Origin of the sequence: Aeromonas sp. 84A, from assembly GCF_051919345.1 — a bacterium.
GTDB lineage: Bacteria > Pseudomonadota > Gammaproteobacteria > Enterobacterales > Aeromonadaceae > Aeromonas > Aeromonas veronii.
This window is the reverse complement of sequence record NZ_JBQBEW010000001.1, coordinates 3667244-3692007: the sequence shown is the minus strand read 5'-3', so window position 1 is coordinate 3692007 and position 24764 is coordinate 3667244. Positions and strand designations below refer to the sequence as shown.

At 59.8% G+C, this 24764-nt stretch carries 26 protein-coding genes and 2 tRNA genes; 12 read left to right on the top strand and 16 right to left on the bottom strand.

Going from position 1 to position 24764, the window contains the following annotated elements:
• Positions 1–167: 167 nt before the first annotated feature.
• A complete protein-coding gene (gene gabT / locus ACTG20_RS16675; RefSeq protein ID WP_194496464.1) occupies positions 168–1457 on the bottom strand; it encodes a 4-aminobutyrate--2-oxoglutarate transaminase in 1290 nt (429 codons plus the stop codon).
• 124 nt (positions 1458–1581) lie between these two features.
• Positions 1582–3045, bottom strand: coding sequence for an NAD-dependent succinate-semialdehyde dehydrogenase (locus ACTG20_RS16670; protein ID WP_194496463.1), 1464 nt, complete (start codon positions 3043–3045; stop codon positions 1582–1584).
• A 416-nt stretch (positions 3046–3461) separates the two neighbouring features.
• Between ACTG20_RS16670 and puuR the strand changes: the two genes are divergently transcribed.
• Both puuR and ACTG20_RS16660 read left to right on the top strand, forming a co-directional pair.
• Entirely contained in the window at positions 3462–4064 is a 603-nt protein-coding gene (gene puuR / locus ACTG20_RS16665; protein WP_194496462.1) for an HTH-type transcriptional regulator PuuR, read from the top strand.
• 45 nt (positions 4065–4109) lie between these two features.
• Positions 4110–5387: an NAD(P)/FAD-dependent oxidoreductase gene (locus ACTG20_RS16660; RefSeq protein WP_439987827.1), complete on the top strand. Its 1278-nt coding sequence runs from the start codon at positions 4110–4112 to the stop codon at positions 5385–5387.
• A 127-nt stretch (positions 5388–5514) separates the two neighbouring features.
• On the opposite strand, the gene ACTG20_RS16655 is transcribed toward ACTG20_RS16660, so the two are convergent.
• The 6 genes from ACTG20_RS16655 to ACTG20_RS16630 all read right to left on the bottom strand — a co-directional run bounded on the left by ACTG20_RS16655 (position 5515) and on the right by ACTG20_RS16630 (position 9950).
• Entirely contained in the window at positions 5515–5763 is a 249-nt protein-coding gene (locus ACTG20_RS16655; RefSeq protein ID WP_005338226.1) for a DUF3297 family protein, read from the bottom strand.
• A gap of 111 nt (positions 5764–5874) precedes the next feature.
• Positions 5875–6303: an N-acetyltransferase gene (locus ACTG20_RS16650; RefSeq protein WP_194496461.1), complete on the bottom strand. Its 429-nt coding sequence runs from the start codon at positions 6301–6303 to the stop codon at positions 5875–5877.
• Positions 6304–6440: 137 nt separating this feature from the next.
• Complete coding sequence (locus tag ACTG20_RS16645) at positions 6441–6722, bottom strand: putative quinol monooxygenase (RefSeq protein WP_194496460.1); 282 nt, start codon at positions 6720–6722, stop codon at positions 6441–6443.
• 251 nt (positions 6723–6973) lie between these two features.
• Complete coding sequence (locus ACTG20_RS16640) at positions 6974–7504, bottom strand: hypothetical protein (RefSeq protein WP_236290036.1); 531 nt, start codon at positions 7502–7504, stop codon at positions 6974–6976.
• 386 nt (positions 7505–7890) lie between these two features.
• Positions 7891–9276, bottom strand: coding sequence for an ATP-binding protein (locus ACTG20_RS16635; RefSeq protein WP_005338217.1), 1386 nt, complete (start codon positions 9274–9276; stop codon positions 7891–7893).
• Positions 9276–9950 carry a response regulator transcription factor gene (locus ACTG20_RS16630; RefSeq protein WP_041201856.1) on the bottom strand — a complete coding sequence of 225 codons (675 nt, stop codon included), beginning with the start codon at positions 9948–9950 and terminating at the stop codon, positions 9276–9278. The genes ACTG20_RS16635 and ACTG20_RS16630 overlap by 1 nt, the downstream gene beginning before the upstream one ends.
• Before the next feature lie 199 nt (positions 9951–10149).
• Here ACTG20_RS16630 and ACTG20_RS16625 point away from each other — a divergent pair, with 199 nt between their 5' ends.
• Entirely contained in the window at positions 10150–10830 is a 681-nt protein-coding gene (locus tag ACTG20_RS16625) for a bactofilin family protein (protein WP_265784196.1), read from the top strand.
• A gap of 87 nt (positions 10831–10917) precedes the next feature.
• Here the strand turns inward: ACTG20_RS16625 and ACTG20_RS16620 are convergent, their stop codons facing one another.
• Together ACTG20_RS16620 and tsaA are read right to left on the bottom strand one after the other, a co-directional pair.
• The gene (locus ACTG20_RS16620) at positions 10918–11466 is read right to left on the bottom strand and encodes a cytochrome b (protein ID WP_265784195.1); all 549 of its coding nucleotides are present in this window, start codon (positions 11464–11466) and stop codon (positions 10918–10920) included.
• A 288-nt stretch (positions 11467–11754) separates the two neighbouring features.
• Positions 11755–12459, bottom strand: coding sequence for a tRNA (N6-threonylcarbamoyladenosine(37)-N6)-methyltransferase TrmO (gene tsaA / locus ACTG20_RS16615; RefSeq protein WP_439987825.1), 705 nt, complete (start codon positions 12457–12459; stop codon positions 11755–11757).
• Between the two features lie 213 nt (positions 12460–12672).
• Here tsaA and ACTG20_RS16610 point away from each other — a divergent pair, with 213 nt between their 5' ends.
• A complete protein-coding gene (locus ACTG20_RS16610; protein WP_439987824.1) occupies positions 12673–13671 on the top strand; it encodes an NAD-dependent epimerase/dehydratase family protein in 999 nt (332 codons plus the stop codon).
• Positions 13672–13831: 160 nt separating this feature from the next.
• On the opposite strand, the gene ACTG20_RS16605 is transcribed toward ACTG20_RS16610, so the two are convergent.
• The 4 genes from ACTG20_RS16605 to cydD all read right to left on the bottom strand — a co-directional run bounded on the left by ACTG20_RS16605 (position 13832) and on the right by cydD (position 18266).
• The gene (locus ACTG20_RS16605) at positions 13832–14218 is read right to left on the bottom strand and encodes a DUF488 domain-containing protein (RefSeq protein ID WP_194495847.1); all 387 of its coding nucleotides are present in this window, start codon (positions 14216–14218) and stop codon (positions 13832–13834) included.
• 9 nt (positions 14219–14227) lie between these two features.
• The gene (rcsF, locus tag ACTG20_RS16600) at positions 14228–14599 is read right to left on the bottom strand and encodes an Rcs stress response system protein RcsF (RefSeq protein WP_013723982.1); all 372 of its coding nucleotides are present in this window, start codon (positions 14597–14599) and stop codon (positions 14228–14230) included.
• Between the two features lie 174 nt (positions 14600–14773).
• Positions 14774–16504, bottom strand: a complete 1731-nt coding sequence (gene cydC / locus ACTG20_RS16595) for a heme ABC transporter ATP-binding protein/permease CydC (protein WP_439987822.1) — start codon at positions 16502–16504, stop codon at positions 14774–14776.
• The gene (gene cydD / locus ACTG20_RS16590) at positions 16497–18266 is read right to left on the bottom strand and encodes a heme ABC transporter permease/ATP-binding protein CydD (protein ID WP_194495849.1); all 1770 of its coding nucleotides are present in this window, start codon (positions 18264–18266) and stop codon (positions 16497–16499) included. The genes cydC and cydD overlap by 8 nt, the downstream gene beginning before the upstream one ends.
• A gap of 201 nt (positions 18267–18467) precedes the next feature.
• Between cydD and ACTG20_RS16585 the strand changes: the two genes are divergently transcribed.
• A tRNA-Gly gene (locus ACTG20_RS16585) sits at positions 18468–18541 on the top strand.
• 15 nt (positions 18542–18556) lie between these two features.
• Positions 18557–18631: transfer RNA gene (locus tag ACTG20_RS16580), tRNA-Gly, on the top strand.
• Positions 18632–18804: 173 nt separating this feature from the next.
• Here the strand turns inward: ACTG20_RS16580 and arcA are convergent.
• Positions 18805–19524 (bottom strand): two-component system response regulator ArcA, encoded by a 720-nt coding sequence (gene arcA / locus ACTG20_RS16575; RefSeq protein WP_005338193.1) that lies wholly within the window; start codon positions 19522–19524, stop codon positions 18805–18807.
• A 396-nt stretch (positions 19525–19920) separates the two neighbouring features.
• Here arcA and ACTG20_RS16570 point away from each other — a divergent pair, with 396 nt between their 5' ends.
• Together ACTG20_RS16570 and ACTG20_RS16565 are read left to right on the top strand one after the other, a co-directional pair.
• Positions 19921–20328 (top strand): DUF3293 domain-containing protein, encoded by a 408-nt coding sequence (locus ACTG20_RS16570; protein WP_194495850.1) that lies wholly within the window; start codon positions 19921–19923, stop codon positions 20326–20328.
• A 42-nt stretch (positions 20329–20370) separates the two neighbouring features.
• The gene (locus tag ACTG20_RS16565) at positions 20371–20850 is read left to right on the top strand and encodes a putative 4-hydroxy-4-methyl-2-oxoglutarate aldolase (protein ID WP_194495851.1); all 480 of its coding nucleotides are present in this window, start codon (positions 20371–20373) and stop codon (positions 20848–20850) included.
• A gap of 1 nt (position 20851) precedes the next feature.
• Here the strand turns inward: ACTG20_RS16565 and ACTG20_RS16560 are convergent, their stop codons facing one another.
• Entirely contained in the window at positions 20852–21331 is a 480-nt protein-coding gene (locus ACTG20_RS16560) for a hypothetical protein (RefSeq protein WP_005359117.1), read from the bottom strand.
• 157 nt (positions 21332–21488) lie between these two features.
• On the opposite strand from ACTG20_RS16560, the gene ACTG20_RS16555 reads away from it, so the two are divergent.
• The 4 genes from ACTG20_RS16555 to arsA all read left to right on the top strand — a co-directional run bounded on the left by ACTG20_RS16555 (position 21489) and on the right by arsA (position 24674).
• The gene (locus tag ACTG20_RS16555) at positions 21489–21887 is read left to right on the top strand and encodes an META domain-containing protein (RefSeq protein ID WP_139746412.1); all 399 of its coding nucleotides are present in this window, start codon (positions 21489–21491) and stop codon (positions 21885–21887) included.
• Between the two features lie 254 nt (positions 21888–22141).
• Positions 22142–22510 carry an ArsR/SmtB family transcription factor gene (locus tag ACTG20_RS16550; RefSeq protein ID WP_042054961.1) on the top strand — a complete coding sequence of 123 codons (369 nt, stop codon included), beginning with the start codon at positions 22142–22144 and terminating at the stop codon, positions 22508–22510.
• Positions 22511–22514: 4 nt separating this feature from the next.
• On the top strand, positions 22515–22883 hold the full coding sequence (arsD, locus tag ACTG20_RS16545) for an arsenite efflux transporter metallochaperone ArsD (protein ID WP_005347398.1): 369 nt from the start codon (positions 22515–22517) through the stop codon (positions 22881–22883).
• A 27-nt stretch (positions 22884–22910) separates the two neighbouring features.
• A complete protein-coding gene (arsA, locus tag ACTG20_RS16540) occupies positions 22911–24674 on the top strand; it encodes an arsenical pump-driving ATPase (RefSeq protein ID WP_194495852.1) in 1764 nt (587 codons plus the stop codon).
• The last annotated feature ends 90 nt before the right edge of the window (positions 24675–24764 follow it).

Here is a 24764-nt window from a genome sequence, read left to right as displayed (position 1 = left end):
GGCCTCGTTTATGGGTGTGTTCACTGTCTAAAAAAGAACCGATGCCGTTGTTTTACATCGGTTCTTTCAGTGGCGGCGCATTGTGCATTTGCAGGGCCCCCTTGACAAGAAAAAAAGGGGGCAAAATTGCATTTATTTGCACAGGTGAGTGGTCACTTTCCTGCTGGTCAGGCCAGCACGGCCTCCAGTGATTTTTCAAGGAGTTGCAACCCCTCGTCAATCACTGCCGCAGGGGCTGTCAGGGGGGCGAGAAAACGGATGACATTTGCGCGCACCCCGCATGAGAGCAGGACCAGACCGCGTTTGCCCGCCTCGGCCACCAGACGTTTGGTGAGGTCGGGATCGGGCTGGCTGGCATCACGCCGTTTCACCAGCTCCATGGCCACCATGGCACCGGGGCCGCGAATTTGACCTATGCAGTCAAAACGCTCGGCTATGCGTTCCAGCCCCGCCTTGATCTGCTCCCCCTGATCCAGCGCTTTCTGGTTGAGTTTTTCCTCGTCGATCACTTGCAAGACCGCCAGCGCGGCGGCGCAGGCGATGGGGGAACCGGCATAGGTGCCACCCAGACCACCCGGTTTGGCCGCGTTCATGATCTCCGCCTTGCCCACCACGGCGGAGAGGGGGAAGCCACCCGCCAGACTCTTGGCCAGGGTCATGATGTCCGGCTCGATGCCGGCATATTCGGTGGCGAAGGTTTTGCCGGTGCGGCAAAAACCGCTCTGGATCTCGTCGCAGATGAGCAAAATACCGTGCTGGTCGCAGACGCTGCGCAGCTTCTGCATAAAGCTCGGGGAGGCGGGATAGAAGCCCCCTTCGCCCTGCACCGGCTCGATGATGATGGCTGCCACCCGGCTCGGCTCGATATCGGCGCTGAAGCAGAGCTCGAGGGCGTGCAGGGCATCCTCTTCACTCACCCCCAGATAATCGGCGGGGAAGGGGATGTGGTAGACCTCCCCCGGGAAGGGGCCAAAGCCGGTCTTGTAGGGCACCACCTTGCCGGTGAGCGCCATCCCCATCATGGTGCGGCCGTGAAAGCCCCCCTTGAAGGCGATGGTGCCGCTGCGGCCGGTGTGGGCGCGGGCAATCTTGATGGCGTTCTCGACCGCCTCGGCGCCGGTGGAGAGAAACAGGGTGCGTTTCGGGGTCGGGCCAGGCACCAGGGCATTGAGCTTTTCGGCAAGCTCGATATAGCCGGGGTAGGGGGTGACCTGAAAGCAGGTGTGGCTGAACTTTTCCAGCTGATCGCGCACCGCCATCACCACTTTGGGGTGGTTGTGACCGGTGTTGAGCACGGCGATGCCGGAGGCAAAGTCGATGTAGCGGTTGCCCTCCACATCCCACAACTCGGCATTTTGCGCACGGTCGATGAAGACCGGCAGCAGGGTGCCAACGCCGTTGACCACGGCCGCTTCGCGGCGCGCTTGCCACGCCTTGTTTGATTCTGACTGACTCATCTTTCCTCCCTGAGGGGCCGCAGCCCCCGATATTCCCTGAAAATGTGGCAGGCGTTTTGGCGCCCATCACCGCCGATCAGCCCATCGGGCCAGATCGGCGGCGCCTTGTCTCTCTGTTGCAGCCCTAGCGAATGGCGCCAAAGCAGAGGTATTTGGTCTCGAGATACTCCTCCAGCCCCTCGGCGGCACCCTCCCGACCCAGACCCGACTCCTTGATCCCGCCGAAGGGGGCTAGCTCGGTTGAGATGATCCCCTCGTTGATGCCGACCATGCCGTACTCCAGTTGCTCGGCGACGCGCCACACCCGGGCGATATCGCGGCCATAGAAGTAGGCGGCCAGGCCATAAGGGGTGTCGTTGGCAATGGCGATGGCTTCGGCTTCCGTCTCGAAGCGCACCAGCGGGGCGACCGGGCCGAAGATCTCCTCCTGCAGGATGGGGTTGGTTTTATCCACCTTGCCCAAAATGGTGGGTTGGTAGAAGAGGGGGCCGGCAGGGTGAGCTTCGCCCCCCAGCAGCACTTCGGCACCGGCGGCGACCGATTGCTGCACCAGCTCGGCCACCTTGCTGGCGGCGGCGGGGTTGATGAGCGGGCCGATCTGGGTGCCTTCCGCCATGCCATCTCCCACCTTGAAGGCTTTGACGGCGGCAGTCAGCTTCTCGGCGAAGGCGTCATAGACGCTGGCCTGCACCAGAATGCGGTTGGCGCAGACGCAGGTCTGCCCGGCGTTGCGGTATTTGGAGGCGAGCGCCCCGGCCACCGCAGCGTCGAGGTCGGCGTCGTCAAAGACGATAAAGGGAGCATTGCCGCCCAGCTCCAGCGACAGCTTCTTCATGGTGTCGGCGCACTGGCGCATCAGCAGCTTGCCTATGCGGGTAGAGCCGGTGAAGGAGAGCTTGCGCACCACCGGATTGCTGCACAGCTCGTTGCCCACCGCGCTCGCCTGATGGCTGGTGACGATATTGATGACACCGGCGGGGATGCCCGCCTGCTCGGCCAACACCGCCAGCGCCAGCGCACAGAGCGGGGTTTCGGCGGCTGGCTTGATGACGATAGTGCAACCGGCGGCCAGCGCCGGGCCCGCCTTGCGGGTGATCATGGCAATGGGGAAGTTCCACGGGGTGATGGCGGCGACGACCCCGACCGGCTGCTTGATGGTGGCCAACCGGCGATCGCCGCTAAAGCCCGGGATGGTGCGGCCATAGGCGCGCTTGCCCTCCTCGGCGAACCACTGGATAAAGCTGGCGCCATAGGCCACCTCGCCCTTTGCTTCCGCCAGCGGCTTGCCCTGCTCGCAGGTCATGATGCGGGCCAGCTCGTCGCTGTGGGCGGTGATGGCGGCAAACCAGGCGTAGAGCTTGTTGCTGCGCTCCTTGGCGGTCAGCGCCGCCCAGGCGGGTTGCGCCGCGTGGGCGGCTGCGATGGCGCGGCGGGTATCCTCGGCATCCATGTCGGGCACCTGGGTAATGACGGCACCGCTGGCGGGGTTGGTGACCTCGAAGGTGCGGCCGCTGGCGGCCTCGCACCACTGTCCATCTATATAGGCGCGGGATGTGATCAAGCTGGAGTGGGATGTTGTTCCTGACATGAGAAGCCTCGAGTGTGGGTCAGAGCAGCTGGTTGCCGGAGTGAGCCGACCCTTCCTGCGCCGCTGCCGTATAAAATAATAAGCACAAGAAGACCATAATTTGAGCTGAAATGTTTTTCAAGTGTTAAATATATTTGAATTGCTGGGGGGCGCCATGCTAGAAAATGGGCTGTGTAGCGCGCTTTCTCCGGTTCGCTTGCAGGCGGCATGTGGGCAGACGACCGGGAGATGGTAAATCAGGTGTGCAAAATAATGAACGGCTGTGCTGTGTAACATAGTGAACGGCAAGGGAAAGCTGGTTGGCTATTTTAACCAGCAGGGTAAACAGGCAGCGCCTGATCCGATGCGATCACGCGCAAGCAGGAGAGGCTGATGATGCAAGGATGCAGAGATAGCGCAGCAAGAGGAGGCTTGCGGTGAGCGGGCCGCAGAGCCGGGAGAGCGTGGCTCGACCGTTGAGTGCGGCTGACGCCGGGGCGCGCACCATGGGGGAACGGCTGGCGGCGGTACGCCATCAGCTGGGGCTCTCCCAGCGGCGAGCGGCCGAGTTGAGCGGCCTTACCCACGGCGCCATCTGCATGATCGAGCAGGACAAGGTGAGCCCCTCGGTCGCCTCCCTGCAAAAGCTGCTCACCATCTATGGCCTGCCGCTGTCGCGCTTTTTCGCCGAGGAGGAGAGCCGCACTCCGGAGGTGGTGATCAAGGCTGATCAGCTTATCGAGCTGGGCAGTCAGGGGGTCTCCCTCAAGCTGGTGCACAACGGCAACAACCGCCGCCAGCTCGGCTTTATGCTGGAGACCTATCCCCCCGGCACCGACACCGGCGGTCAGGTGACCCATCAGGGGGAAGAGGTCGGCACCGTGCTGGAGGGGTCGGTGATCCTGACGGTGGCGGGCCAGAGTTATCAGCTGGAGGCGGGCGACAGCTATGTGATCGACACCGGCGAGCCCCACAGCTTCAGCAATCCGTCGGGGGAGACCTGTCGCATCGTCAGCGCCCACACCCCAACGAGCTTTTAATCCTGACAGTAGTTTGGCAACCGAACCGGTAAGGAAACAGGGATCATGACCGAACATGTAAACAGTTACTACGCAGCCAGTGCTAATAAACACGCGCCCTACCCGACATTGACCGAACAGCTGGAGTGCGATGTCTGTGTCATCGGGGCGGGCTATACCGGCCTCTCCAGCGCCCTGCATCTGGTAGAGAAGGGCTACAAGGTGGTGGTGCTGGAGGCCGCGCGAGTCGGCTTTGGCGCCAGCGGCCGCAACGGCGGCCAGATCGTCAACTCCTACAGCCGCGACATCGACACCATAGAAGCGAACTGCCCGCCGGATCAGGCCAGGCTGCTCGGTTCCATGCTGTTTGAGGGGGGCCAGATCATCCGTGAGCGGATCAAGCGCTACAACATCCAGTGCGATCTGCAGGAGGGGGGCGTCTTTGCCGCCGAGACCGAGAAGCAGTTCCACGAGCTCAAGGCGCAGAAGGCGCGCTGGGAGAAGTGGGGCAATGAGCAGCTGGAGCTGCTCGATGCCAAGGGGGTGCGCGAGGTGGTGGCGAGCGATCGCTACGTCGGCGCCCTGCTCGACAAGAGCGGCGGCCATATCCACCCCCTCAATCTGGCGTTGGGGGAGGCTGAAGCCATCCGCATCCAGGGGGGGCAGATCTTCGAGCAGTCCGCCGTCACCAGTATCACCCCGGGGCTGCCAGCCTTGGTCAAGACCGCCAAGGGGGCGGTGAAGGCGCGCTTTGTGGTGGTGGCGGGCAATGCCTACCTCGGTAATCTGGTGCCGGAACTGGCCAGCAAGAGCATGCCTTGCGGCACCCAGGTGATCGCCACCGAGGTGCTGGGAGAGGAGCGGGCCCGTTCACTCTTGCCACAGAACTACTGTCTGGAGGATTGCAACTACCTGCTCGACTACTACCGTACCTCCGGCGATCACCGGCTCATCTATGGCGGCGGCGTGGTCTACGGGGCGCGGGATCCGGCGGACATCGAGCGGCTGATCATCCCCAAGATGCTCAAGACTTTCCCGCAGTTGGCCGACGTCAAGGTGGAGTACACCTGGACCGGCAACTTCCTGCTCACCCTGTCGCGCCTGCCGCAGTTTGGCCGCATCGGTCACAACATCTACTACATGCAAGGCTACAGCGGCCACGGCGTCACCTGTACCCATCTGGCGGGCAAGCTGCTCTCCGAGGTGCTGAGCGGTCAGGCGGAGCGCTTCGATGCCTTTGCCAAACTGCCGCACTACCCCTTCCCGGGTGGCCGCCTGTTCCGCATCCCCTTCACCGCTGCGGGCGCCGCCTGGTACACCCTGCGCGACCGCTTGGGGGTATAAGAGCTACCCAGCGAGAAATGTGGGCTGGTGGGTGCCGCTTAGATAACGCTGACGCCAGCACCAATACCGGAAACAACAAGGCCACCGCGAGGGTGGCCTTGTTGTTTATCAAGCAGCAGCGCGCTGATTAGCTGTAGAAGGCTTCAACGGTGCCCTTGAGCTTGATCAGGATGGGCTGACCACGGCGATCCAGCGCTTTGGGGGAGGGGATCTTCACCCAACCTTCGCTGATGCAGTACTCCTCGACATCGGTGCGCTCTTTGCCGTTCAGGCGAATACCGATCGGGTGCTCGAAGCAGGCGGCCACATAGTGAGGGCTGCGGGGATTGCAGGAGAGGTGATCCGGCAGAGCCGGTTTGGTGCTGGTATCGCTCATCGATATAACCCGAAATGAATAAAAAGTGGGTCATTGTAGAGAATGCCGCCATGGCATTCAAGGCGGCCCAATACCGGCCAAGGCGGGCGGCCATCTATGTTGGCGCTCCGCTTATCCCCGTTGCCAATGCATCACCAGCTCGGGGTGGCCGCTATGCTCGCACAACTGCTGCTCACCCTCTTTGAAACCGTTGCGGGAATAGAAGCGCCGCGCCTGCTTATTTTCGGCGTAGACCGTCAACTCGAGTCGATCATATTGGGCTTTGAGGTGTTCGAGCAGTTGGCGACCCAGCCCGTGTGATTGGTGAGTTGGGGAGATAAACAGGGCGGCAATAGACCCTTGATACCAAGAGATAAAGCCCAGTAGCTGTCCATCCTCCTCATAACCCCAGCTCTTGCTGGCGGGCAGATAGATGTCCCGCATCGCTGCCCGTTGCTCATGCCAAAAGGCGGCGGGAATAAAGTCGTGGGCTTGTACCGATGCCTGATACCAGAGCTCGACGGCGGCATCCAGATCGGTTGTTAATAATGGGCGGATCATAGTGGCCTTAATAACAAAGGGTGGAAGTAACGCAGGCTCGATCAGCGCAGCGTAATCGGCATTCGTGGTAGCGAGAGGGGGGAGAGTTCTGCACCACTCCCGGTTCGCCACCTTGGCCAAAATGGCAAGGCTGTGATTTATGCAATCCCTGTTACCGTATAGTGTCGCTCGACATTGACGGTTATTTTCCCCCAGCGGGAGGATTTGACTCTGGCTTGGTGCGCTTGAAAAGCCGCCTGCTCAGTAAACTCTTCATAGACATCGAATCTGCAGAGATTGAGAGGGTCTTGAGTCACCTCAAAGATCAGGCAGTCTTTTTCCGCACGAGTTAAACGAATATGGGCATCAAGCTCGCTCTTGACTATCGCAAGCTCGGAGAGAGGCACAATAATAAATCCCTGTAAAATCACTTTGCCCATATTTTATCCCTGAGTTGTGGATATTTATAATAATTGAAAATTGGCTTTCGGCATGTTAACGAGATAATATACCTCACAATATTTTTATTAAATGCAAAGATTGCCTGAGTCGTAAATACTATATAAATATGTAACTAATGTTTGTTGGTTATATGTTTAATTATCATGGATTTAAACGATTCGGCACAAATGAATTAATTTCATGGTTCTAAAATGAATACTTTAATTCGGTTTTACATGTGGAAAACATCTCATTTTAGTTCAGACTTAATATCCATCCATGCTTTTTCAAGCACCTTTTGTGATTGTTCTTCAAGTGCAATACGATAGACATTTAAATCTTTAGTTGTACCGTCTTTTTTTACTGATTCAGAATACACATCTTTAATTAAAGATTTTATTATCTTAGAGTATTCTTTATTGGGGTCAAGCATTAGATGTATCTTTGTTCTGACAGAAATTAATTGGGAGTGATATTGATAAAACGATTCATTGTTTTGAAAATCATCATCCAAATTTTTCCTAACGGCAATCATTGCAGCTATGCTAATAAGATCAGATATGTTTTGTCGTAACTCATTTATCCATGCCTGCCTTAATTCTGCTTTTTTTGCTAGGTTTTGAGCCTGCTGATTTTGTCGGCTTATTCGGCCGACTAAGATAGAAGTAAAAATACTACCAATACCAATTAAACCGGTAATGATAATCATTGGCCAATCAGGAGAAATAGATAATAATATTTCGTGGTCACCACTTGATAATATTATTTTTTCTGCGTCCATTACTTTCCTCATAAGCTAAAGATAGGAGCTTACATTAAGTTATCACTAATAAGTTGTATGTATTTCTAGTTTTCATTTGAGGTCGCTCATATTTTCTATTCGAAACGCTACCGCCCCCAAGTTACAGTTCCCGGTGTGCTGCTTTTAACCCATGTTCTGCGGATAACTCCCTTCTGACAGCGAATGCTCATGGTGTGGCTCCGGAAGCAGCTTTGTGCCGCGCTACCATGATACCGATTGAAGCCGGTGGTGGAAGGGTAGAGGGGCGAGAATCAATGCCGGATCAATAAATTAAAACAACTTGGGTGGCAGAAACGACAAGGCCCCCGAGGTTGGGGGCCTTGTGGTGGGGCCATCACTGGCTAGGCTGGGTAGGGCAATGCCGATCAGGGCAAGTCCAGGGTAAAGCGGGCGCCGCCGAGGGGGGATTCATCGACCCGGATCTGGCCGCCGTAGCTGTGGACAATTTCGGTCACCACCGCCAGTCCTATGCCCTGACCGGGTGAACTGTCTGCCCGCACGCCGCGCTGGAAGATCTGTTCCGATTTGGCCGGATCGATACCCGGGCCATCATCTTCCACTTCGATGCGCAGCCGCTCGAGATGACGGCGCACCGTCACCTTCACTTCGCTGATGGCAAACTTGCAGGCGTTGTCGAGCAGGTTACCCATCAGCTCCATCAGGTCGCCCTGTTCGCCGTGGAAGAGGGCGTCATCGTCGAACTTGAAGTGGGTTTGCAGCTTCTTGTGGCGATAGACCTTGGTCAGGCTGGCCAGCAGTTTTTCAATCAGCGGCACCGGCTCGGTGCCCTTGCTGGCAAGGCGCTGGCGGCCGGTCACGGCCCGTCTGAGCTGATACTGGATCATCTGATCCATGGTGAGGATCTGCTCGTTGATGTTGTCGTGGATCTCCCGCCCCAGCTTCACTTCACGGGTGGTGATCTGGATCAGCGCCAGCCGGGTTTTCAGGCTGTGGGCGAGATCGTTGAGGGCGTGCTGGTAGCGCTGGGTCTGCTGGCGTTCGTTCTCCAGCAGCTGGTTGATGGAGTCGGTCAGCGGGGCCAGCTCCCGTTCAAAATCGCTCGAGAGGTCATCGCGCTTGCCAGCCCGGATATCGTCGATCTGACGGGCGATGGTGCGCAGGGAGCTGAGGCTCCAGAAGGTGGTGAGCAGCAGCAGCCCGGCCAGCAGCATGTAGGCGAGCAGCGCCTGTTTGGCGGTCTGGTAGAGATAGGTGCGGGACTCTTCGTGATAGCGTTTGGCCGAGTCGATCATCACCACGTAGTAGGCGGTGGTGCCGCTGCCGGGATTGCGGATAAACCGCAGGCTGTAGACGAAGTAGCTCTCTCCGTTCTTGATGGTGTGCTTCTTGAAGAAGTAGTCGAGATCCATCCCCCCCAGATACTTCATCAGGTCGCCGCAGATGGTCTGTTTGGCCTTGATCACCTCTGGCATATGGAGGCTCGACCAGACCAGATCGCCATCGGCGCGGCAGATCAGGGTATCGAGGTTGCGATCCCCAGCACCACGGGATATCCGCCCCAGCTCGACGTTCGACCCCTTGTCATCCGGCTCGGTGGAGGAAAACAGCTTGGCCAGGTTCTCCTGCATCCGGGCGCTGGCCTTCTGGGTCTGCTCCTCGACGTGGCCAAGATAGAGGGCGTAGACGGCAAACCCCATGATCAGCGCGATGACCAGCAGCGAGCTGAGCAGCAGTTTGATGTGCAGTGAGCTGCGGATCATCTTGATGGGGCGCGGCAGATGAAACTGCATCAGTTACAGGAGAGGTTGAAGATGTAACCCTGACGCCGGATGGTGGAGATGGGTTGAATCGTCCCTTCCGGATCCAGCTTCTTGCGCAGGCGGCTCACCATCACCTCGATGGTGTTGGGGTCCCCTTCACCGTCGCCGTAGAGCTGGTCGAGCAGTTGCTGCTTGGAGACCACCTGACGGGCATTGCGCATCAGGTACTCCAGAATTAGGTATTCAAAGCTGGTGAGCACCGCTACTTCACCGGCGATAGTCAGCTCCTTGCGGGAGAGATCCAGCTCGTAATCACCGGCCTTCACCCTGGGCGAGATAAAACCGGCGCTGCGGCGCACCAGCGCATTGAGTCGGGCCAGCAGCTCATCTTTCTGGAACGGTTTGACCAGATAGTCATCAGCACCTGCTTCCAGTCCTTCGACCTTGTCCTGCCAGTTGCCACGGGCGGTCAGCACAATGATGGGGAAGGGGATCTGCCGTTCACGCAGTTGCCGGATCAGTTGCAGGCCGTCCATATCGGGCAGACCGAGGTCGATGATGGCCACATCAATGGGATAGTCGGCGGCGTAGTGCAGTGCAATCCCGGCCTGGTCGGTGCTGTAGACCTGATTGTCGGCTTCGGTCAGCAGAGAGGAGAGGTGGTGATTGAGCAGCTTGTCGTCTTCGACCAACAGAATTTTCATGATGTGAGCGGTCATAGGGATCCAGGCTGTCAATTAGAAAGTGTATGTCGCTTCGAGTCAATTCGAATCCTAATGCATCCCGGCTGTATCGGGACTGAATCAACGGGACTTCAGTGTTCGCGCCAACTGGTCGTTTAACCATGGTCCGGGTTGTCGATGGCATGCTGGTCGGCAGCCATGTTGCGAAAGGTTTGATGTGATGAGAGAGATGGCCGGGAGGCTGCTGGCGCGACTGCAACAGCGTGAGCGCAGCGACCTCCTCTATATTGTCTGGCTCTGCTGGGGGGCAGCCTTGCTGCTCTACGTGCTGGGGTCGCCCTGTTTTCTGTGGCCAGTGGCGCCGATGCCGCTGGTTCTGCTTGTGTGGTTGGTGGAGAGAGTACGGATGTTTGGAAGAAACAAAGGTGGTGCGGCTACTGGGTCGGCCGGGGCCACTGTGATTGCAGCCGGTGCCCGCTTCAAGGGCGAGTTGCAGGTGGAGGGGGATCTGGAGGTGCGCGGTCAGATCAATGGCACCATCCAGCTCATCGGTGGTGTGCTGCGCATCATGCAGGGTGGTAGCGTTGAGGGAGAGGTGAGTGCGCCCCACGTGATCATCAATGGCCTGCTGGAGGGGACGTGCACCTCCGCCGAGGTGGAGATCCTGGAGAGCGGCAAGATGCAGGGGATCTTCAAGGGGGGCAGTCTCTCCATATGCAAGGGCGGCAACTTTGTTGGCCAGTCCCAACCCACCGTGGCCAGCAAGGCCGATCCCGTGTTGCAAGCCTTGTCTGAAAACAGTGCGTCCGGGAGCAAGCAGCCGGAGAGCAAGAGCAATGTGAAAAAGCTGCCGCACGAGCCGAAAGGCAAGCCGACCGAGGAGCTGGCCAAGCAGGCGTGATGTCGTTTGCCAGCGGTGCAGATGACGGTTGTTCAGGAAAACAGAGAGGGGGCCACGATGGCCCCCTCTGCATTTCCCCGTCACCCGTTAGCTGCGGCGCGGCGGCAGCATATTGGTGAGGGTGTTGTCTTTGAGAATATGGTGGTGATAGAGGGCCGCCACCGTGTGCAGGCCTATCAGGGCGTAACCGATATTACCCAGGGTCTCGTGCACCTCCTTGATCAGCCCCTTGAGGTCTGGACTTGGGGAGAGCAGGGCAGGCAGCTCAAGCCCGAAGAAGGGGATGGGTTTGCCCGCGGCGCTCAGCAGCAGCCAGCCAAACAGCGGGGTGAGAATCAGAAAACCGTAGAGGGCGAGGTGGGCCAGTTTTGCCAGCTTGTGCATGATCGGGGAGAGCTCGGGCACTATACGCGGCGTCGGGCTCATCCAGCGCAGGGCCAGTCTGACAAACACCAGGGCGAAGATAAGCAGCCCCAGCATAAAGTGCCACTCCTTCATCAGCTCCCGGCCAGGGTCCCCTTTGGGGAAGATATCGCGAAATTCGATCAGGGCGTAGACGGCGATCATGGCCCACAGGGTCAGCCAGTGCAGCCCGATATTCAGGGTGCCATAACGTTGTTCACTGTTCATCAGCATAGGTTTCTTCCTTCGAAGTGCTGTCACATCCGTGTGGCATCCCCGCACTCAAACGTGTCGGAGCGAGGCCAGATCCTTTGGCGGCAACAGCCGGGCTACCATGCTTGCCATACATCGATAGCCTGCTGCTGGCATCAGTCAGAGAGGAGATGCCCTCTGCTGTCTGCATGGTATCACTGGCAACCGGGTGGATAGTCTGATCAATGCCACACAATTTACAGGCTCATTAAGCCCCTTGTGACGTGAAGAAGGCGTGAAATAGCATCAGTGATGTCGGCCCGCCCAGGTTCAGGCGGGCTCGATGGCCATCACCACGCAATCCGGCTCGCTGATGCGAAAACGGACATTGCAGTCAAACAGCCGCACCCCGTACTCCTTCTCATCGGGTTTGCCCTTCTTGTAGGCGGGGCGCGGATCTTGCGCCAGCACTTCGCTCACCAGCTGGCGCAGCTCGGGATGGGCCTTGAGCCAGGGTTGCAACTGCTGTTCGGCCTCGGCAGTGAAGCTCACCGCCAGTGGTGGGGTGGGGGCGTCGGGGGCAAAGCCCCCACGGGCATCCGGCAGGCTGTCGGCATAGGGGATGTAGGGTTTGATATCGACGATGGGGGTGCCATCGAGCAGATCCACTGCCCCCAGCTCCAGCCACAGCTTGCCCCGCTCACGGCCGATCCCGTGCAGCTCGACCACCGAGAGACCTAGCGGATTGGGGCGGAAGGTGGAGCGAGTGGCAAAGACGCCGACCCGCTCGTTGCCGCCAAGGCGCGGCGGGCGCACCGTCGGGTGCCAGCCCTGCGCCATGGTCTGGTGAAAGACGAAGCTGAGCCACAGATGGGAGAATTGCTCGATGCCGCGCAGCACATCCGGCTGATCGTAAGGGGGGAGCAGCTCGAGGCGGGCGCGGGCCGATTTGACCAGACCGGGCTGGCGGGGGATGGCGAACTTCTCCTTGTAGGGAGAGCGGATGATCCCGAGGGTGTCGATTTCGAACTTCATGGCGGATCCTGACTGAAAACCCCGGCAATTTAGCACAGGCGGCCCCAAAACGCAGGCTTGGCCTCGCTACGCCAATTTCTGCGGCGCTGCCGTGATCCCTGTCCCATCCCGGCCAGTCGGGGGCTGTGCCCGCGCGCCAAGTTGCGTAGGGTGGAGGCAACTGGCGTGTCAGGATGAAATGTGCGCACATGCGCCGAAGGGGGAGGGAGAGGGATGAAACTGCTGATTATCGGTGGCACCGGCTTTTTGGGGCGCCACCTCACCGCGCTGGCGCTGGATTGGGGCCATGAAGTGACGCTGTTCAATCGCGGCCTGCACCAGCATCCGGACTGGCGCGATCTGGTGCAGCTCACCGGCGACAGGGACAAGAGCCTGATCGCCCTGCAAGGGGCCAGTTTGCAGTGGGATCTCGTCATCGATACCTGCTGCTATCGCCCCGAGCAGGCGGCGAGCCTCTCGGCAGCTTTGCTCGGGCGCTGCGCGCGGCTCATCTTTATCTCCACCATCAGCGTCTATCGCGATTTCTCAATGCCCGAGATGAATGAGTCGGCGCCGCTGCACCCTATCCCCGAAGGGGAAATGCCCACTGACTATGGCCCGCTCAAGGTGTTGTGCGAGCAGGCGTATCGTGCCCGCTGGGGCGAGCGGCTTTGCATCCTGCGCCCGGGCGTGTTGTGCGGCCCCCATGATCCTACCGGGCGCATGGCCTGGTGGATTAAGCGGGTGCAGCAGGGCGGGCCCTGGTTGCTGCCGGGCAGTGGCGAGGATCGCTTGCAGTATCTCGATGTGCGCGACTGTGCCGAGTTTGTGTTGCGTGCGGCCGAGCAGCAGCTATCGGGCATCTTCAACCTGCTCAAACCCGGCATTACCCTCTGCGACTGGCTGGAGCGGCTGAGCGCCCGGTTGCAGCCCGCCTGCCCCATCCAGCCCGAGTGGTTGCCCTGGTCGACCCTGATGGCGGCTGGAATCGAACCCTGGCAGAGCTATCCCACCCTGCTGCCCTGCGCGCAGGCGGAATTTGCCGGTTACGGCTCTATAAGCGCCGAGGCGGCCATCGTGAAGGGATTGAACTTTCGGCCGCTGGAGGAGACCGCCGCCGACCTTGCCCACTGGCTGGCCATCGAGCCTGCCGCCGGGGTGGCGGAGAATGCCATGACTCAGGCCGAGGAGACTTCGCTACGGCAGCAGTTGCTGGAGCCCAGTCTGCAATAGGAGAGGGTGCATCGAGCCGCTGCTGCCGAGCGTGGCGCGGCAGGTGTGAATACAACGAGAGAGGGCATCCCGCGGGATGCCCTCTCTGTCTATCCAATGTCTGATGGTTGCCGAATACAGGCTGACGCGATTCCCCATCCCATCGTTGTCGCTCACCGAGTTAGCGGATGGCGGCCCCCGCGGCTACCAGCAGCTCTTTCAAAATGGTGCGATGGCAGCGGGACTCCTGCTCGCAGTAGCAACCCACCGACAGATTGGCTGTGTGGGAGAGGGCGGCCAGCAGCGCCAGATCATGCCTGGCGGCAGGTTGCGCCATCTCGGCCTTGTACTGTTTGCCAAACGCTGCCCACTGGGCGGGTGTCTCGGCTGCCTGCCCCAGCTTCATGGTCTCGCTGCTGGGAGCAAGGTTGGGAAACCAGACATCGTACCAATGCTGGCTGGCAAATTCGCTTTTGGGGACGCCGCGGGGTGGGCGGCGCACCGTGCCGATCCGCAGCCCCTCATCGGGCAGGCGCGGGCTGCCAAGGCGAACGATAGCGAGGGCCATGACAGCGGGTTACTTCTCTTCGGCCACTTTCAGCGCCTGCCCGTAGCAGATCACCTGTTTCAGGCAGCCCGGGGTGTCGCTGAATTCGGCGCACTTGTCGATGGTGACGCCGTTGCCACCCATGTCGGCGGCGCGGCGGCGGGCCAGGGTGCGCGCTTCACCTGCGTTGGGCACCGGCTGGTTGGCATCGGCCTGGCAGGATTCCCCCTCGATGGTGCCGAGGTAGAGGTAGTTGAGGTCAGCCAGCTCATCCTGTTCATAGATGCGCACGCTACCGGGTTTGAAGTATTCGTCGAAGTTCTCTTTATCCAGATTGCTGTTGAAGGCGTAGTTGGCACAGCCGGAGGCAATCAGGGGCATCATCAGGATCAGGCGTTTCATCGTCTCGTATCTTGTGTCGGTGATGAGGACAGTAGAAATGCGCAGGCGCTCCATGTCGGCATCTTGTTGAATAATGAGGGGGACATTATAGGGGCCAGCCGCCTGCGGCGACCAGCCCCGTTTTGCGCCCGTTTGTCAGGGTGTGACCCCCATCAGGCTGATATCAGCCTGATATCAAACAGGAGCCAGTCGCTGATAGAGGCTGCGGTAGTAATCATCCGCCAGCAGCTCGTTGTGAGGGGCGCAGAGGCGGATCTGTCCCTCTTCCATCAGGGCAATCCGGTCCATCTGTTCCATCCCCAGCAGGCGGTGGGAGATAAGCAGCAAGGTGCGATCTGCCCCGAGCCGGAACAGCAGCTCCATGATCTCCCGCTCGGTCTGGCTGTCTAGCCCTTCGGTCGGTTCGTCCAGCAGCCAGAGCGGCGCATCGTGCAGCAGGGCGCGGGCGATACCGATACGGCGGCGCTCGCCACCGGAGAGGGGGCGGCCGCCGTCACCGAGCCAGGCGTCGAGGCCCGCCTCATCTTCCAGCAGATTGGCCAGCCCGACCTGGGTCAGCACCGCAATCAGCTGCTCGTCAGTGGCGGTCGGGGCGGCCAGTTTGAGGTTGCCCCGCAGGGTATCGGCAAACAGATGCACCCGCTGGCTCACCACCGAGATGGAGGCGCGCAGCGCCCCTTCGCTGTAGTCGGTGAGCGGCTTGCCATCGAGCAGGATCTTGCCAGCCTGCGGGCTCCACTCCCGGGCCAGCAGCCCCATCAGGGTCGATTTGCCGCAGCCGGTCTGGCCCAGCAGCGCCAGCTTCTCACCGGCGTGCAGTTGCAGGGTGCAGCCACGCAGCACCGGCTGGGGGTTGCCGGGGTAGCCAAAATAGAGGTCATTGATCTGCAGCGCACCAACGGTGGCATGGGTCTGCTCGTCGCCCCACACGGGGGCTTTGGCCTCTTGCAGGATCTCGTTCAGGCGGCGTGCCGAGGTGAGGCTGGTGGAGAGGTGCTGGAAAGCCCCCGCCAGCGGCATCAGTGCCTCGAAGCTTGCCAGGGTGGCAAAGACCATCAGTGCGGTGATGGGGTCGGGCGCCGCACCCGCTACCCCATGACCGGCCAGCCAGAGCATCAGAGTCAGGGTCCAGCCGCTCAGCAGTTGCACCGAGAAGTTGGCCAGCCCGCTCACCTTGGCCATGCGGGCCTGCGCGGCAAGCAGAGCCTGTTCGGCTTGTTGCAGCTCAACCAGCGCCTTGGGGGCGGCGGCAAACATCTGCAGCTCGGCCTGACCATCCAGATAGTCCACCATCCGGGTACGCAGGGTTGATTTTTCCGCAATCAGCGCCTGACCGGGGCGACGGCCGAGGAAGTAGAACACCAGCGGCAGTGCAATCATGCCAAACAGCAGAATGGCACCCAGGGTAAGGGCGAGGCGACTGTCAAAAAACGACAAGAAGAAGACCAGTCCGGCGGTGCTGAGCAGGGCCGCACCTATGGGGGTGATCAGCCGCAGATAGACGTGGTCCATCGCATCGATGTCGGCCACCAGTCGGTTGAGCAGATCCGCCTGACGGAAACCGGCCAGGGTACCGGTGGAGAGCGGCGAGAGTTTCTGCCAGAACCAGACCCGCAACCGGGTCAGTACCCGGAAGGTGGCGTCGTGGCTCACGACCCGCTCACCCCAGCGACCGGCAGTGCGGACGATGGAGAAGAAGCGTACCCCGCCCGCGGGGGTCATGTAGTTAAAGGCATGGGTCGTCGCAACTGTCATCCCTGCCACGGCGGCGGCGGAGAGGAACCAGCCGGAGAGTGAGAGCAGCCCCATGCCGGCGGCCAGGGTCACCAGCGCCAGCAGCAAACCAATGGTGAGGCTGAGCCAGTGTTGGCGATAGAGGCGCAGAAACGGCAACAGATCACTCATCGAGAGAACCTCCGGAACGTTGGGAGAGCAGGCGGGCAAAAGGCCCCTGCCCAGAACTAAGTTGCTGGAAGCTGCCTTGTTCCACCAGCTGGCCGTGGGCCAGCACCATTATCTTGTCCATCTTGGTGAGCTGGTCGAGGCGGTGGGTGATCATCAGCAGGGTCTGGCCAGCCATCGCCTGCTCGAGGGTGGTCATGATGGCGCGCTCGGAGTGGCGATCCAGACTGGCTGTCGGTTCATCGAGTACCATCAGCTGGGTTGATTTGAGCAGGGTTCGCGCCAGGGCGAGGCGCTGAGCCTGACCGACCGAGAGGCCGCCGGCCTGATCGCCGACCGGATAGTCGAGCCCCTTCTCCATGGCAAATTCCCACGCCTGTGCCCGTTTCAGGGCATCTTCCAGCTCGGCATCGCTGGCCGTTGGCTTGGCCAGCAGCAGGTTGTCGCGCAAGGAGGCGTGGAACAGCTGCGGGTTTTGCGAGAGCCAGCCCAGTTGCAGGCGCCACTGGCTCATGTCGAGGGTGGCAAGCTCCTGCCCGTTGACCTTGAGCTCACCGCGATAGGGGGCAAAGCCAAGCAGGGCGTTGACCAGCGAGCTTTTGCCTGCGCCGCTGACGCCGATGAGGGCGGTGCGCGAACCGGCTTCCAAAGTGAAGTCGATGGGGCCGACCAGCACCTTGCCTTCGGCGCTCAGCACTTCAAGGCCTTTTGCTTCTACCTTGACCGGGCTGTCGGCATGGAACGGCGCCGTGCCTGCGGCCGGTTCGCTCACCTCGGCTTCAAGGAACTCCAGCAGCTGCTCGGCAGCGCCAATGGCCTGCGCCTTGGCGTGGTAGTGGGCACCGAGTTCTCGCAGCGGGGCGTAGAACTCGGGGGCGAGAAACAGCACGAACAGGCCGGTAAAGAGGGTGACTTTGACCCCATAGCTACCAAAGTTCAGATGGTCGATATAAGAGAAACCGAAGTAGACGGCGACCAGCGCCACTGAAATGGCGGCGAAGAACTCCAGCACGGCGGTGCTCAGAAACGCCAGGCGCAGCACTTCCATGGTGCGTTCGCGAAAATCTTCCGAGGCGTCGCGAATGGCGTCACCTTCTGCCTGGGTACGCATAAAGAGTTGCAGGGTACGCAGCCCCTTCAGGCGATCGAGGAAGTGGCCGGAAAGACGGGCCAGCGCCTGAAAATTGCGGCGGTTGGCATCGGCGGCGCCCACACCCACCAGGATCATAAAGATGGGGATGAGGGGGGCAGTGCCCAGCAGGATCAGACCAGCCGCCCAGTTGACCGGGAACACGGCCACCAGAATGACCACCGGAATAAAGACGGCGATGGCCATCTGCGGCAGATAGCGGGAGAAGAAATCCTGCATGTTTTCAATCTGTTCCAGCAACAGGCTGGCCCAGCTACCGGCCGGACGGCGCTGGATATAGGCAGGGCCGAGGCGACTCAAGCGAGTGAGCACCAGCTGGCGGATGGTCTGGCGCACCGCGCTGCCCGCCTTGAAACTGGCCACTTCCCGGCCGTAGGCCAGTGCCGCCTTGCCAAGCGTCACCAGCAGCAGGGTAATAAAGAGCGTGATGGATTGCTCAGGCGTTGAGCCTTCGATGATAAAGCCGTGCAACAGGGTCGCCAGCAGCCAGGCTTGCGCCACCATAAGAATGCCCTGGCCAAGGCCAAAAGCGATGGATATCGTGATCCAGCGGCGACCGTGACTCGATTGCTTGCGCAACCAGCCATAGAGACGTTTTTGCGTTTTTTTATCCATTACCACCATCCTCGCGTCGAGTGGCGCAAGACTATCCTTGCCGTTTGGCCTTGGCAACCTTGTAAATTATCTGTGTTGAAAATGTTTGATTGAAAAAGCAACCGTCTGTTCAATCCTTGTCCGAACAGATTGATTTATTGAAAAAAGTGGCAAAGGCGCCATTGCGCTCGGCGGCAAAATGCATATAGTAGGAGCCCTGACGCGGGTGTAGTTCAATGGTAGAACGGTAGCTTCCCAAGCTGCATACGTGGGTTCGATTCCCATCACCCGCTCCAAATTTCAGATGCCAGGCGGGCATCGTATAATGGCTATTACCTCAGCCTTCCAAGCTGATGATGCGGGTTCGATTCCCGCTGCCCGCTCCAGCTTCAAAACAAAAAGCCCACTCCTGCGAGTGGGCTTTTTGTTTTTCATCTGTCTTGTGCGTGTCTTGTGCGCCGTTCGACGTCACGCTCACGGTTTCTCAGCTTTTAAGGCAAATCGCAGAGACAGAAAAGGCGCCCGAGGCGCCTTTTCAGATCAACAGCGTAGCGGGAGCTTATTCCTGCTCCAGCTCACCACAGAAACGGTAGCCTTCGCCGTGGATGGTGGCGATGATCTCCGGAGTATCGTTGACGCTTTCGAAGTGCTTGCGAATGCGACGGATGGTCACATCGACGGTACGGTCGTGGGGCTTGAGCTCACGGCCGGTCATCTTCTTCAGCAGTTCGGCACGGGTCTGGATCTGGCCCGGGTTTTCGCAGAAGTGCAGCATGGCGCGGAACTCGGAGCGCGGCAGCTTGAACATGTCGCCAGTCGGGCTGACCAGTGCGCGGCTGTTGATATCCAGCGCCCAGCCATTGAACAGGTAGCGCTCAACCAGCTTCTTCTCTTCGCCACCGGCAGCCACGTTCATGGTGCGGCTCAGCAGGTTGCGGGCACGGATGGTCAGCTCACGGGGGTTGAACGGCTTGGTGATGTAATCATCGGCGCCGATCTCCAGACCCAGGATCTTGTCCACTTCGTTGTCACGACCGGTCAGGAACATCAGGGCGATGTTGTCGTTCTCACGCAGCTCACGGGCCAGCAGCAGGCCATTCTTGCCCGGCAGGTTGATGTCCATGATCACCAGATTGATGGTGTGGGAAGTGAGGGCCTGATGCATCTCGTCGCCGTTGTTGGCTTCGAGCACGATGTAGCCTTCGGCTTCAAAAATGCTTTTCAGGGTATTGCGTGTGACCAGCTCGTCTTCGACGATCAGAATGTGTGGTGTTTGCATGAGTATTCCCAGATTCTTATCAGTTAATTATCTTAAATTTAACACTCTTTGGCGTTTCAAACCGATTTCCTGACTGATCCTGAAAATTTATTACGTCATCCTGGGTATGAGAGTCAGGTCGGAATATCGCGAATTAGGCATCAGTACCGGCAAGTATCCCTGTGCCACTTATAGGTTCCCGACAAGTCTGGTCGAGTAGAGCCTGGAAAGGTCGTCCATTACGAAAGTGGCCGCATTTTATCAGTTAACAGGAGCATAACAACACTCTTTGCCGTCAGATAGCAACTTTTTAACTCTGATTTGATATAGGTCAAACCCTGGTACAGCTGCATCATACTTGGCCTGAACCGTGTTTTCGCCCCTACAAAATGTAATGGAATGTAACATGTGATTGACATGAATTTGTGGGAAAACTACAAGAAAATTTGCTTTATCGCGCCATTTGAGCCACCAGACTGGTCTGCCTTTGCCATCATCACAGCCTGGAATCCGGCCAGCCAGTGGGTCACAGAACGACGCAATATGCGGCGGGAACGGGCGCTGTGGCGCCATCTGACCGTGGATTTGCACGTGCCCGTGGTGGGGCCATTTTGGGGATCTGACCCGGACGAACGCTGGCAGGAGTCATCGCTGGCGGTGGCGCTATCCCTGCCAAAAGCCCGTCAGCTGGCAGCGCGTTTTGGCCAGAATGCTCTCTACTGGGTGGAGGATGGCCAGCTCTGGTTGACACCAGTATTGACGGATAAATCAGCAGTTTATCTGGGCAATATTGAATCCTTCTGGATTGCCAGAAACCTTGCCTGATGAAAGAATGAACACCTTCATGTATCTGAAAGGAATCAAATCATGCTGGATCTCCTGCCCGACCTCTGCGATCAACATGGCGACTTGCTGCAAGTGGCCGACCCGGTGTTTCAGGATTTTGGCGGCAAGGCCCTCTTTTATGGTCGCGCCGTAACGCTCTCCTGTTATGAAGACAACAGCCTGGTGCGGGATCTGGTGACCCGCCCCGGTCACGGCAAAGTGATGGTGATCGACGGCGGCGGCTCGCTGCGCCGTGCGCTGCTTGGCGATCAACTGGCGGTCAAGGCGGTGGATCAGGGGTGGGAGGGTATCCTGATCCACGGCGCGGCGCGGGATGTGGGCACCCTGGCGACATTGGCGCTCGGGGTCAAGGCGCTGGCAGCCTGTCCGGTCAAGACCGAGAAGCGAGGATTGGGAGAGCTGGGGGCCGTGGTCAGCTTTGCCGGTGTGACCATCCACGAAGGGGATTACGTCTATGCGGATCGCAACGGCGTGGTGGTGAGTGCCACGCCGCTGATCTGATTCAGAAGTTGAAACCGACCCCCAGGCTCAGCGCCTGATCGGCTGTGATGGCGCTGACCCCGTAGTTGGCGGTGAGGGAGAGTCTCGGTGTCAGCAGCAGGTTGGAGTTGAGCTCCAGCAGGGTGCTGGCCTTGTTGAGATCAAGATGCTTGATCTGGCTGCCGATATTGAATGCCGGAGAGAGTTGGTAGCGTATCCCCGAACTCATATTGAAACCGGATGTGCGATTCTGATCCGCCACCGCCGGGCCCGCTTCCATGAAGAGGGTCACATCATCCACCACCGGATACTGATAGCCGCTATTGACCAGCCAGAGATCAAAACTGTCGCTGTGATGGCTATGGCCATTGAGCAGCACACCCGAGTAACTTTTGACATAGAGAGACGGGTTGGATTGCGGCTGAACCACTGCCCAGTCGGCGGCCTGTGCGGCCATGCTGGCGCAGGTTGCAAGCAGTGTGATGATGAGTGATTTGACCATTCGTTTCCCCTCCCTGGGTCCGGAACTGAGCCTAAGCATGGCACATGCCAGCTGGTAGTAAAGTGAAGGGAGATCACAATAAAATCCTTTGGCATGGGCGCCAGCCATGATAAACAGGCTGCCGTATTGATGGCTCTAATAATTAAGAGGTGAATCCATGAACAAGAAACTGACTCTGCTGGCCGCGCTGGCACTGGGAGGCTGCGCAATGGCAACAGGTTCCAGCATGGCTCAACTGCAAGCATCCAGCTGGCAGCTGCAAGGCGCCACCAGCGATACCTTCACCCTGCAAGTGGTCGACGGCAAGGTGGCGGGCAAGGGTGGCTGCAACCGCTATTTTGGCGGTATCACCAAGCAGGGGGACGGTGTCTTGACGCTGGGCGCTATGGGCTCCACTCGCATGATGTGCATCGGCGACGCCATGAACAAAGAGACCGAGTTCCTGCAAAAGCTGGAGAAGGTGGCAACCTACTCCATCAACGGCAACCAGCTGACTCTGAGCGATGCCAACAAGGCGGCCCTGCTCACCTTCAACGCTGTGCCAGCTGCCAAATAAGGCACGCGTTTGTCTGATTGCCCCTACAGTGCTGACAGTGCTGCCGGTCAAACGCTCTGATACGCCCTCCCTCTGGAGGGCGTCTGTTTATCTGCGATGAGCCCTGTGTGGTCGTCCTCAACGGTTGTTCACTCGTAGCCCCCTTTCTGCCCGGTTTGATGCCAGCACTTCGGATCTTCGTTTCAGTACGTATCTTGATCATTTCAATAATTCTTGTATAGTTGAAATGAAAGGTCGCACCAAGGGGAGTGAAGATGAACAAAGAGATGGCCACCAAGGTCTTTGAATCGCTGGCATCCGGCATCCGGCTCGATGTGTGGCGGCTGCTGGTGAAGGCGGGGCTGGAGGGGCGAGTCGCCGGTGAACTGGCCAGCGAGCTCGATATTGCCCCCAATACCCTCTCGTTTCACCTCAAGGCGATGCTCAACACCGGTCTGCTGTCGGTGGAGCAGGAGGGGCGTTTTCTGCGCTACCGCGCCAATATTCCCCTGATGCTGGATGTGATCGCCTACCTCACCGAGGAGTGCTGCGCCGGTCATCCCGAGGCGTGCGGCGTGATGCGTGCCGAGTCAGCCTGCTCCCCCCATGTTCTGCCTGTGCAGCCCTGCTGCAACAAGGAGTAATGCCATGTCCTCCATTCAGATTTTTGATCCCGCCCTCTGCTGCTCCAGCGGTGTCTGCGGTACCGAGGTTGATCAGGCACTGGTCACCTTCGCAGCAGACCTCGCCTGGGCCAAGGAGCAGGGCGTTGCCATCGAGCGTTTCAATCTGGCCCAGCAGCCGATGCAGTTTGCCGAGACGCCTGCCGTCAGCGCTTTTCTGACCCACGCCGGGGAGGAGGGGTTGCCGCTGGTGCTGGTGGAGGGACAGGTGGTGTTGACCGGCCGTTATCCGAGCCGCAGCGAGCTGGCTCGTTATGCCGGGCTGCCAGCGCCGCAAGCGGCCATCAAGGGGATCGTCAAGGGTGGCTGCTGCTCTGGCAGCGGTTGCTGCTGAGTCGCGATGCACCATTCGGGAGAGGCTATGTACCATTTTCAGACCAATCCACCGCCGTTTCTCTTTTTCACCGGCAAGGGCGGGGTGGGCAAGACCTCGCTGGCCTGCGCCAGTGCGGTGGCGCTGTGTGATATTGGCAAGCGGGTGCTGCTGGTGAGCACAGATCCTGCCTCCAACGTGGGGCAGGTGTTTGCCACCGAGATCGGCAATCGCGTCACCACCATCGCCGCTGTGCCCGGTTTGTCGGCGCTGGAGATAGATCCCCCCGCGGCGGCCAAAGCTTATCGGGAGCGGATTGTCGGGCCGGTGCGCGGCAAGTTGCCCGAGAGCGTGGTGCGCAGCATCGAGGAGCAGCTCTCCGGCGCCTGCACCACCGAGATCGCCGCCTTTGACGAATTCACCGCCCTGCTGACCGACCAAACGCTGCTGGCCGAGTATGACCATATCGTCTTTGATACGGCCCCAACCGGTCACACCATCCGGCTGCTGCAACTGCCGGGCGCCTGGAGCGAATTTCTGGAGCAGGGCAAGGGGGATGCCTCCTGCCTTGGCCCGCTGGCGGGGCTGGAGAAGCAGCGCAGCCAGTATGGCGAGGCGGTCGCCGCCCTGGCAGATGCTGCCCGCACCCGTCTGGTGCTGGTGGCGCGGGCTCAGCAATCCACTCTGCGGGAAGTGGCCCGCACCCATGAGGAGCTGGCCGCCATCGGCTTGTTGAATCAGCAACTGGTGATCAATGGCCTCTTCCCCGAAGGCACCATTGCCGGAGATCCGCTGGCAATGGCGATCTGGCAGCGCGAGCAACAGGCTCTCGCCCAGATGCCGCAGGGGATCAAGGGGCTGGCGCAGGATCATATCCCGCTGCTGGCCACCAATCTGGTGGGGGTCGAGAGCCTGCGCCAGCTGCTGCAACCACAGGATGCTGGTGCGCAGGTATCACTGGCAACGTCAGCCCATCTGCCAGCCCAGCCCGAGTTGAGTTCGCTGGTGGACGAGCTGGCCGCCGATGGTCACGGCCTTATCATGCTGATGGGCAAGGGCGGGGTGGGCAAAACCACGCTGGCGGCCGCCGTGGCGGTGGAGCTGGCGAGCCGCGGCCTGCCGGTGCACCTCACCACCTCGGATCCCGCCGCGCACCTGAGCGAGACGCTGGCAGGTAGCTTGCCCCATCTGGAGGTGAGCCGCATCGACCCCCACGCCGAGACCGAGCGTTACCGCGCCCAGGTGCTGGCCACCAAGGGGGCGGCCCTGGACGAGCAGGGGCGGGCGTTGCTGGAGGAGGACTTGCGCTCCCCCTGTACCGAGGAGATCGCCGTGTTCCAGGCCTTCTCGCGCATCATTCGCGAGGCGGGCAAGCGCTTCGTGGTGATGGATACCGCCCCCACCGGCCACACCCTGCTGCTGCTCGATGCCACTGGCGCCTACCACAGGGAGATCGCTCGCCAGATGGGAAACAAGGGGCTGCACTTCACTACCCCCATGATGCAGTTGCAGGATCCCAAACAGACCAAGGTGTTGATTGTGACCCTACCCGAGCCGACGCCAGTGCAGGAGGCGGCCAATCTGCAATCCGATCTGCGCCGGGCCGGCATCGAGCCCTGGGGCTGGCTCATCAACCACAGCTTGCAGCAAGCCGCGGTCAGCTCACCGCTGCTGCAACTGCGGGCCGAGCGCCAGTTGCCCCATATCGAGGCGGTCGAGCAGCAACACGCCAGCCGCTACGCCGTGGTGCCGCTGCTCGCCGAGGAGCCGGTAGGGCCCGATGCCCTGCGCCGCCTCTGCCAGCACCATTGAGTCGCCACCCCGGTCTGCTGCCGGGGCGGCTTGAATATGCCGTTACTTGTTATAACCCTTTGTTTTGAACCAATAGAAGATGCGGAATTG

What these genes read in the sequence shown, in the direction of transcription:
- gabT (WP_194496464.1), bottom strand. Translation starts at nt 1,457, where the DNA reads ATGAGTCAGTCAGAATCAAACAAGGCGTGGCAAGCGCGCCGCGAAGCG.
- ACTG20_RS16670 (WP_194496463.1), bottom strand. Translation starts at nt 3,045, where the DNA reads ATGTCAGGAACAACATCCCACTCCAGCTTGATCACATCCCGCGCCTAT.
- ACTG20_RS16660 (WP_439987827.1), top strand. Translation starts at nt 4,110, where the DNA reads ATGACCGAACATGTAAACAGTTACTACGCAGCCAGTGCTAATAAACAC.
- ACTG20_RS16655 (WP_005338226.1), bottom strand. Translation starts at nt 5,763, where the DNA reads ATGAGCGATACCAGCACCAAACCGGCTCTGCCGGATCACCTCTCCTGC.
- ACTG20_RS16650 (WP_194496461.1), bottom strand. Translation starts at nt 6,303, where the DNA reads ATGATCCGCCCATTATTAACAACCGATCTGGATGCCGCCGTCGAGCTC.
- ACTG20_RS16645 (WP_194496460.1), bottom strand. Translation starts at nt 6,722, where the DNA reads ATGGGCAAAGTGATTTTACAGGGATTTATTATTGTGCCTCTCTCCGAG.
- ACTG20_RS16640 (WP_236290036.1), bottom strand. Translation starts at nt 7,504, where the DNA reads ATGGACGCAGAAAAAATAATATTATCAAGTGGTGACCACGAAATATTA.
- ACTG20_RS16635 (WP_005338217.1), bottom strand. Translation starts at nt 9,276, where the DNA reads ATGCAGTTTCATCTGCCGCGCCCCATCAAGATGATCCGCAGCTCACTG.
- ACTG20_RS16630 (WP_041201856.1), bottom strand. Translation starts at nt 9,950, where the DNA reads ATGAAAATTCTGTTGGTCGAAGACGACAAGCTGCTCAATCACCACCTC.
- ACTG20_RS16625 (WP_265784196.1), top strand. Translation starts at nt 10,150, where the DNA reads ATGAGAGAGATGGCCGGGAGGCTGCTGGCGCGACTGCAACAGCGTGAG.
- ACTG20_RS16620 (WP_265784195.1), bottom strand. Translation starts at nt 11,466, where the DNA reads ATGCTGATGAACAGTGAACAACGTTATGGCACCCTGAATATCGGGCTG.
- tsaA (WP_439987825.1), bottom strand. Translation starts at nt 12,459, where the DNA reads ATGAAGTTCGAAATCGACACCCTCGGGATCATCCGCTCTCCCTACAAG.
- ACTG20_RS16610 (WP_439987824.1), top strand. Translation starts at nt 12,673, where the DNA reads ATGAAACTGCTGATTATCGGTGGCACCGGCTTTTTGGGGCGCCACCTC.
- ACTG20_RS16605 (WP_194495847.1), bottom strand. Translation starts at nt 14,218, where the DNA reads ATGGCCCTCGCTATCGTTCGCCTTGGCAGCCCGCGCCTGCCCGATGAG.
- rcsF (WP_013723982.1), bottom strand. Translation starts at nt 14,599, where the DNA reads ATGAAACGCCTGATCCTGATGATGCCCCTGATTGCCTCCGGCTGTGCC.
- cydC (WP_439987822.1), bottom strand. Translation starts at nt 16,504, where the DNA reads ATGAGTGATCTGTTGCCGTTTCTGCGCCTCTATCGCCAACACTGGCTC.
- cydD (WP_194495849.1), bottom strand. Translation starts at nt 18,266, where the DNA reads ATGGATAAAAAAACGCAAAAACGTCTCTATGGCTGGTTGCGCAAGCAA.
- arcA (WP_005338193.1), bottom strand. Translation starts at nt 19,524, where the DNA reads ATGCAAACACCACACATTCTGATCGTCGAAGACGAGCTGGTCACACGC.
- ACTG20_RS16570 (WP_194495850.1), top strand. Translation starts at nt 19,921, where the DNA reads ATGAATTTGTGGGAAAACTACAAGAAAATTTGCTTTATCGCGCCATTT.
- ACTG20_RS16565 (WP_194495851.1), top strand. Translation starts at nt 20,371, where the DNA reads ATGCTGGATCTCCTGCCCGACCTCTGCGATCAACATGGCGACTTGCTG.
- ACTG20_RS16560 (WP_005359117.1), bottom strand. Translation starts at nt 21,331, where the DNA reads ATGGTCAAATCACTCATCATCACACTGCTTGCAACCTGCGCCAGCATG.
- ACTG20_RS16555 (WP_139746412.1), top strand. Translation starts at nt 21,489, where the DNA reads ATGAACAAGAAACTGACTCTGCTGGCCGCGCTGGCACTGGGAGGCTGC.
- ACTG20_RS16550 (WP_042054961.1), top strand. Translation starts at nt 22,142, where the DNA reads ATGAACAAAGAGATGGCCACCAAGGTCTTTGAATCGCTGGCATCCGGC.
- arsD (WP_005347398.1), top strand. Translation starts at nt 22,515, where the DNA reads ATGTCCTCCATTCAGATTTTTGATCCCGCCCTCTGCTGCTCCAGCGGT.
- arsA (WP_194495852.1), top strand. Translation starts at nt 22,911, where the DNA reads ATGTACCATTTTCAGACCAATCCACCGCCGTTTCTCTTTTTCACCGGC.